The organism is Ruminococcus sp. BSD2780120874_150323_B10, assembly GCF_015553695.1.
Classification (GTDB): domain Bacteria; phylum Bacillota; class Clostridia; order Oscillospirales; family Acutalibacteraceae; genus Ruminococcoides; species Ruminococcoides intestinale_A.
Genome location: NZ_JADNHD010000003.1, coordinates 136,935 through 144,539, shown reverse-complemented (window position 1 = coordinate 144,539; position 7,605 = coordinate 136,935). Strand labels below are relative to the sequence as shown.

Sequence of the window (7,605 nt, the reverse complement as noted above, 5' to 3'; positions counted from 1 at the left end):
GCTGAATATTGAGAGTGATTCGGTAGGCGGCGTAGATATTATTTACAACAAACTTAATGAGTTTTTAAAGACTACAAGCGGTCTTGAGTTATGATTTTATAAAAACACAGCAGTTCCCAGGTGTATTCTTCGGAACTGCTGTGTTTTTTAATATTTAACTGTAATTTACCATATAATTTCCGTTTTCATTTATTGAAATATTTACATAAACAGTTTTTGTGGCATTGTTTTTATAATGCAATTCAAAGGTTAATGTATCTCCAAAATACTCATCAAAATTTTTGATACTGTCATACACTGTTTTTTCGGCATCGGAGTATGCTGTTCTATCCAGAATATTACTGTTATAATCGGGTTCTTCCTTACCGGTTATAGACAGAATTTCTGTTGAAAATTTTTCGCAGGTGGGTCGCCATGTTATGAAACCGTTGTCTGAAATTTTAATATTTTCAAATGATTTTTGACCTGAAAAAACGGTTGAATCACTTTGATAAGATATGCAATTATTTTTTACTGTTACATTATAATATTCAACAGCATCGCTTGCAATGGAAAATTCTATACTGTCGGGCGATATATCAAATAAATCTTGTTTAATGATATTTCCGCTATAAGAAGTATCTCTTTCATCGTAAGGTGAACCGTCTGATTTAAAATCAACGGTATAAGTAATTGCATGAATACCCGTGTTGCTGTCAAGTAAAGTCTTTACAGGGCTTAATAAAACCTTTTGCTTTGAATTTTCACTGTTCTCTGATAAGACTTTAGGTAGGGAGTAAATGTGAAAGTCAGAACTGCGGTTAGTTGTACTTAAAACTTCGGAATTATTGACCGGCTTATTAAAATTATTTTTATATATGACTGCATAAGTAACGGAGACCGCACATAAACAGGCTGCAAGGCTTGCCCATATAATAATTTTTTTGCTTTTGGGTTTATAAACCAAAGAAGATGCAATTATGTTTTCGTCAATATTGCTGATTGAATTATATAAGATTTCATCATTGTTTTTTTTCATAGAAATATGCCCTCCTTTTCGAGTGCCTGTTTTAAATTGTTTCTTAATCTGAAAAGTTTGCCTGAAAGTTTGTTTGAAGATGTGTTCCATTGCTTTGCAATGCTTTTTACAGATTCTCCTTGCCAATACCTCAATATAAATAAAGCCTGTTCTTTTTTACTCAGAGTTAATAACCATTTATTAATTATTGGTGTAATTTCTTCAAGTTCATATTCGGTGTCTGTCTGTGGTACTGATAATATATCTTCCATTTCGCTGAAAAGAATTTCAATACCTGCGTTTCTTTTTTGAGTATGGTTTTTCTTCCATATATCAAGTGCAATATTCCTTGTGATTTTGCCTATGTATGCCTTAAAATTTTCAGGGTTATTAGGCGGAATTGAATTCCATATTTTAAGGTAAGTATCATTTTCACATTCATCGGTATCTTCATTATTTGATAGAATGTTATATGCTATTTTTCGACAAAAAGAACTGTACTTGATTTTTGTTTCTTTTATAGATTGTTCCGATCTTGAAAAGTACAAATCAATTATTTGTTTGTCATTCAATTAAATCCCTCCTTTTTAGCTTTCATATATATAGACGATATAATTATAAAAATATTCGTGAGCAATTTATATTTTAACATTATTATATCAAAATATTAAAAGTTACACAAAAAACAACAGCTTGACTTTAGTCGAGCTGTCAGCATTTTTAAAGGCTTGCGCCGTTGTGTTCAAGCCGCTTAATATTGAGAGTGATTCGGTAGGCGGCGTAGATATTATTTACAACAAACTTAATGAGTTTTTAAAGACTACAAGCGGTCTTGAGTTATAATTTAATATTATTGTAAATTCAGCAGTTTCAAAGCATTGCCTTTGAAACTGCTTTTGCTTTTTTATTGTTTGGCTACTTGAACATAACGGTGAGAGATTTTAATAGGCTGTTCAAAATTTTTATTATATAATCTGAAAAAAGTCCTTGACATATAATACTGTGTGATGTATAGTATTATGCAAAGGGAGGTATAATATGGATGTTCAGCTGAAACGAGGACTTTTGGACATATGCGTGCTTGCCGCTATAAAAAACAAAGATTCTTACGGTTATCAGATTATAAAAGATATGAAACCGTATGTGGAAATATCCGAATCAACTTTGTATCCGATTTTAAGAAGATTGGAAACCGCTCAAATGCTTACCGTCAATAAGGTAGAGTATAACGGACGGTTACGCAAGTATTATCATATTACACAAGAGGGATTAAACAGAATAGAAGATTTTAAAAATGAGTGGCACGAGATAGTATCAATTTATCGGTTTATCATAAAGGAGGAAAATGATGATGAGTAAACAGGAATTTCTTGGGGCATTGTATAACGGTTTATCGGGATTGCCGAAAGAAGATATAGAAAATTCGGTTCAGTTTTACAGTGAAATGATTGACGACAGAATGGACGAGGGTATGACCGAAAATGAGGCTGTTGAAGATATAGGCTCGGTAAACGAAATTATACAGCAAATTTTATCGGAATCTTCATTGCCAAAATTGGTTAAAAGAACAGTCAGCAAAAAACACGATTGGAAGGTGTGGGAAATAGTATTGCTCGCAGTAGGATCTCCCGTTTGGTTTCCTCTGCTTTTAACCGCAATAGTTATTGTTCTGACGGTTTACATAGTTATATGGTCTGTGGTTTTGTCATTTTATGCGGCTGATTTCAGTTTGGCGGTAAGCGGAATTTTTACATTGGTAAGTACAGTGGCATATGCTTTTACCTCAAATGCCAATATATTTGCGATGCTCGTGCTGATTGGCGGAGCTTTTGTATGTGCGGGTTTGTCAATACTGTCGTTTTTCGGAATTAATCAAATTACAAAAGGAATGGTATTTGTCAGTAAAAAAATATGGATTTGGATAAAATCCTTGTTTATAAGAAAAGAGGAAGTATAATGAAGAAATCAAAAAAGATACTGATAACGGTAGCTGTAATTCTTGTAGCGGTTGGAATGATTTGCGGATTTTGCGGTATATACAGTCTTGGATTTAATTTTAATGAAATCAGCACATCAGATTTTGTAACGCATACTTATACTGTTGAAGACGATTTTACAAATATTATAATAGAGGACGCGGCAAGCAATATAAATTTTTATAAATCAAATGATGATAAATGTCGGGTATTGTGTGATGAACGGGAAAAAGTCACTCACACTGTTGTAAACGAAAACAATACATTAACAGTCCGTGTGAAAGATGAACGCAACTGGTTTGAGCGTATTAATATCGGATTTTTCGCTGCGGATATGAGGGTTTCGGTTTATTTGCCGAAAAACAAATATGATTCTTTGAATGCAGCTTCAATGAGCGGAGATATTGATGTTGCAAACGAATTTACTTTTGATAATGCAAAGGTCGGCAGTATCAGCGGTGATGTAAGTGTAAAAGCCGATGTAAAACAAGAACTTAATATTTCATCAACAAGCGGAGATGTAATTATAAATAATATTTCGGCAACCGAGTGCATTAATGCGAGTTCTGTAAGCGGTGAGATTGACTTGTCAAATGTAAAAGGCAAAGAAATTTTTGCAAAAACAACCAGCGGTGGAGTTATGCTTACCGATACGGTTGCAAGCCAAAAGCTTAAAGCAAACAGCACAAGCGGAGAGATAGATTTGAAAAGATGTGACGCAAAAAATATTGTACTTGATACCGTAAGCGGCGAAATATCGGGAACATTGCTAAGTAATAAACAATTTATTACCGAAACAACCAGCGGCACGGTAAATGTACCGCAAAGCGTTTCAAACGAAGAGTGCCGAATAACTACGGTAAGCGGAGATATTTATATCGAAATTGCAGATCAGTAAAAAACAACAGCTTGACTTTGGTCGAGCTGTCAGCATTTTTAGAGGCTTGCGCCGTTGTGTTCAAGCCGCCAAACAGCAGGCTGTTCGGCTGTCGTTAGATTGTGCAAACGAAAGTATTTGTGGGCTTTGCCCACACCCACAACCTTTGAAAAGGTTGACCAAACTTTTATAATTACCTGACGAAGTATTCACCTAAGCTATAATTTGCCCAACACAAAAACAAACATAACAACTAAAAACACCGTCATTGTCGGACAGAACCGATAATGACGGTGTTTTGTTTTTAAATATTATAAAACAATTAATTTTCGGCAATAGCTTTAAGCTCTGCAATGGCTTTTGCGCTGTCTTCGGCTTTGAAAACAGCTGTGCCAGCAACACATACATCAACGCCTGCATCGGCTGCCTGTTTGATTGTCGATGTGCTGATTCCGCCGTCTGCCTCAATAAGAACATCAAGACCACGATTTGCGCACTCGGCTTTGATTTCCTGTACTTTCGGCAGCATATCCGCCATAAAGCTCTGACCGCCAAAACCCGGTTCAACAGTCATAACGAGCACCATAAACAATTTGTCAAGGTAAGGGAAAACTGCGCTTGCCGGAGTGTTCGGTTTGATTACAAGTCCGGGTTTTATGCCGTTTTCTGTGATTTTATCAATAGTTTTGCTGATGTCGGAGTCGCTTTCTGCATGAAAAGTAATAATATCTGCGCCGGCTTTTGCAAAATCATCTATATACTTAAGCGGTTCTGAAATCATAAGGTGCACATCAAAAGGCTTTTCTGTGTAACTTCTTACCGCTTTTATTACAGGTGCGCCGAATGTGAGGTTCGGCACAAAGTGGGCGTCCATAACATCAAGGTGCATATAGTCGGCACCGCATTTATCCATTTTTTCAATTTCTTCTCCCATTTTTGCAAAGTCACAGGAGAGGAGTGAAGGAGCAATTTTCATTTTGCAAACTTCCTTTCATCAGGTTTTATGTATAAGCGGTGCAACAAGTGTGGCAACGCCCCAGAACATTGAATATATAAGTACCTCAAGTGTGCCGAGCACGCCTACTCCCGCATAAAGTGCAAGGGTGGCTGTGAGCAGTACGCCGAGTACAATCGAGATAAGCTGAATTACGATTGAAAGCGAAATATTACGCTTTATTTGTACACTTCCCGATACAGCCTTTAAGAAAGCCGATGTTTTACCGTTTGTGATGAGGTAAGCTCTTGAAGTTTCTTCAAATGTAGACTTACATTCCTTAAGTACCGTGCCAAGTCCTGTGGGAAGTACCTTTACCGTACGGTAAAATACATTGTAAAGACTGCATATAAGGTCATTTGTAATATTGCAGTCGGTTGAGTGAACAAGTATGCTGATTCCGTTTGCCTCGGCTCTGTGAAGTTCCGGCATAAGGATTGAATCGGCGATATAGTGAGTTACAAACATTGCAATCAGTCTGCCTGCACGGGCAACATATGTTACCTGTTTGCCGCTCTGAATGTACTTGTCCTCATACTCAATACTCGGAGTTTCTACGCTGTATTTTGTCATAAGCTCACGGTTGCCGACAAGGATTCGTTCACCGTTTACCCAGCCTACAAGTCCAAGCTCATCTTCGTAGAGAACGCTCTCAACCTCCGGCAAATCGCCCTCGGTTTCATCGACTACCTTTTCAAATACTTTGGCAATCGGGTTTTTAGCCTCTTTAAGAATTGCAATTCCGCACAAAAGCGATTCGTCTGTATTGTAATCCTCAAAAGTCTTTATGCCGTCAAGGAATACCGAGTCGGCAGGGAAAAGCTCGTTTGCGTCAATCATTACCGCCGTACTGTCGCAGAACTGTTTTACCGACGGATAACCCGAAAGCATTGCGCCTGTAGGCAAAAGTTTTTTGCAGAGGTTATACATAGGAATGTTTACCGCAAGTAATGTTGAAACAGGAACGCATACCGCACATACAAGCGCAAATGCATTTACCGCACCCGAAAACGAACCGAAGAATATGCCGTAAAGGAGCGCAACCACTACCGCAATTATTGAGGTTGCAGGTGCAAGCTTGGAGGCGAGGTCTTCACTGGGGTCGGGTGCATAGGAGATCTTAAGAAAGTTTGACGGAAAACCCGTGCGGTGCTGATAAGCAATGATTGGCTGCTCAACAGCCGTACCGCTCATCATCTGTGTTGCCACAGATTCGTTATTGTAAATTTTAGCGGCATATCGCTGACCGTCGGCAGCGGTAAACTTAAAGTTTTCTTTAACTCTAAGTACCATAAGCAATTTGCCTAAGTTGTTGGCAAAGAAAGCAACCAGAACTATTACCGTATAGTAGTTGATGTCAAAGCCGGTAACTCCGTACAGACAGAAGAAAGATACCACTGTCTGTATTACGGACGCAACCGCCGCAAGTGCAACCGCCGTATCGGAATTTCCTTTAAAATGCGTAAGCGGTGTAAGTCCGCTCATTATTGATACTCTGTTTACAAAGGTTGAAAAACCGATTAGCAAAAAGTTGATTACCGCATAGGCAACAGGAGCAAAAAATACTGCGCTGCATATTGCCTGCGGGAACAGTCTTACAAGCACTGTAATTATTATTGATACAAGTGCAAGTCCGCCTGTGAGCATTGTTCTGCCAAAGAGCTTTTTTATGTTCAGGTTGATTTCCTGCATTATGCTCTTTTCGTCATCTTCGCCCATATAGTCATCGACCACTTCGGTTTCCTTAACGGGAGTGTCGTTATCGTCCGACGCATCTTTTGAAAAAAATCCCACAAGGCTCGACATTATCTTTTCTGATGCCGAATGAAAATCAAGCGGCTCAACTTCGTCATCGTCCTCTTCAACAATGACTGTACGCTTGGTTTCGGGCTTTATTACATGAGCGATTACCGACGGATTTTTTGATTTTATATATTCCTCGTACTCATATCCGACAACCTCGGAAAATTTGCCCGCTTTTACATTCAGTGCGTTCTGCTCGCCCTCTTTGCGGTAAACAGGCACTTTGGCTATAACCTTTTTGTGCTGTTTTACATCGGGCTCGGGAGTTTTGAACAGTTCGTCAAACTTGCCCTGCGGCTCGTTCGGAGCTTTGGGCGGTTTGGTATCGTCGTCCGTAATATCTATATCAATAGTATGTATACTTTTTATGTGAGTTTCGTTGTCGTTGAACTGGTCGACATCATCTAAAATATCTTGAGAAAAAGTTGTGCCCTCGGAATATTCGGGAGTAAGGGTGACAATTTCTTCGTCGTCTTCGTTTTCCGAGTCTGTATCTGTTTTTTCGTCGGAGTTTGTTTGCTCTGTTGACTTGTTTTCTTCAAGAGCGGTTTCTTGCTTTTCCTCCGATTTTTCGTCTTTATCCTGCTCCGTATTTTTTTCGGTTTCTTTTAAAATTTCGTTTTGCGGTGACGGGTAGTCATCGTCCGTACCCTCAAGAACAAGCTCGGCTTGCAGGGTGGTGGCTGTTTTGTCGCCTGAAATTTCATTTTCGTTTACAGTCTGTTCTTTATCCACATCAAGAGGATTGCTGTTTTCAAGCCTCGGCTTTTTATCTGCATTGCTGAAAATTTCGGCAACAGGCTGTTTTGCTCTGTATTTTTGAGCAGTAAGCTCCATTTTTTCCTGATCTAAGAGGTATTTTGATTCCTCTAAGATTTCGTCAACCTCTCTGTCACGGTCAATAAGCTTGCTGTCCTCATTGGTTTGGTTATTCGGCAAATTTATCACTCCTTTAACA

At 38.5% G+C, this 7,605-nt stretch carries 8 protein-coding genes; 4 read left to right on the top strand and 4 right to left on the bottom strand.

The window, feature by feature from the left end; translation table 11 throughout:
• Positions 1-154: 154 nt before the first annotated feature.
• Together I2E21_RS03310 and I2E21_RS03305 are read right to left on the bottom strand one after the other, a co-directional pair.
• Complete coding sequence (locus I2E21_RS03310; RefSeq protein WP_195410406.1) at positions 155-1,018, bottom strand: hypothetical protein; 864 nt, start codon at positions 1,016-1,018, stop codon at positions 155-157.
• Positions 1,015-1,569, bottom strand: a complete 555-nt coding sequence (locus tag I2E21_RS03305) for a sigma-70 family RNA polymerase sigma factor (RefSeq protein ID WP_176781278.1) — start codon at positions 1,567-1,569, stop codon at positions 1,015-1,017. The genes I2E21_RS03310 and I2E21_RS03305 overlap by 4 nt, the downstream gene beginning before the upstream one ends.
• Before the next feature lie 121 nt (positions 1,570-1,690).
• Here I2E21_RS03305 and I2E21_RS03300 point away from each other — a divergent pair, with 121 nt between their 5' ends.
• The 4 genes from I2E21_RS03300 (at position 1,691) to I2E21_RS03285 (ending at position 3,871) form a co-directional block, all read left to right on the top strand.
• On the top strand, positions 1,691-1,840 hold the full coding sequence (locus tag I2E21_RS03300) for a hypothetical protein (RefSeq protein ID WP_195410405.1): 150 nt from the start codon (positions 1,691-1,693) through the stop codon (positions 1,838-1,840).
• A gap of 195 nt (positions 1,841-2,035) precedes the next feature.
• Positions 2,036-2,356: a PadR family transcriptional regulator gene (locus I2E21_RS03295; protein ID WP_195410404.1), complete on the top strand. Its 321-nt coding sequence runs from the start codon at positions 2,036-2,038 to the stop codon at positions 2,354-2,356.
• Positions 2,349-2,954: a DUF1700 domain-containing protein gene (locus tag I2E21_RS03290; RefSeq protein ID WP_022234026.1), complete on the top strand. Its 606-nt coding sequence runs from the start codon at positions 2,349-2,351 to the stop codon at positions 2,952-2,954. The genes I2E21_RS03295 and I2E21_RS03290 overlap by 8 nt, the downstream gene beginning before the upstream one ends.
• Positions 2,954-3,871 (top strand): DUF4097 family beta strand repeat-containing protein, encoded by a 918-nt coding sequence (locus I2E21_RS03285; RefSeq protein ID WP_195410403.1) that lies wholly within the window; start codon positions 2,954-2,956, stop codon positions 3,869-3,871. The genes I2E21_RS03290 and I2E21_RS03285 overlap by 1 nt, the downstream gene beginning before the upstream one ends.
• A gap of 301 nt (positions 3,872-4,172) precedes the next feature.
• Here the strand turns inward: I2E21_RS03285 and rpe are convergent, their stop codons facing one another.
• Complete coding sequence (gene rpe, locus I2E21_RS03280; protein ID WP_195410402.1) at positions 4,173-4,826, bottom strand: ribulose-phosphate 3-epimerase; 654 nt, start codon at positions 4,824-4,826, stop codon at positions 4,173-4,175.
• A gap of 18 nt (positions 4,827-4,844) precedes the next feature.
• On the bottom strand, positions 4,845-7,586 hold the full coding sequence (locus I2E21_RS03275) for a hypothetical protein (protein ID WP_022235622.1): 2,742 nt from the start codon (positions 7,584-7,586) through the stop codon (positions 4,845-4,847).
• Positions 7,587-7,605: the final 19 nt, after the last annotated feature.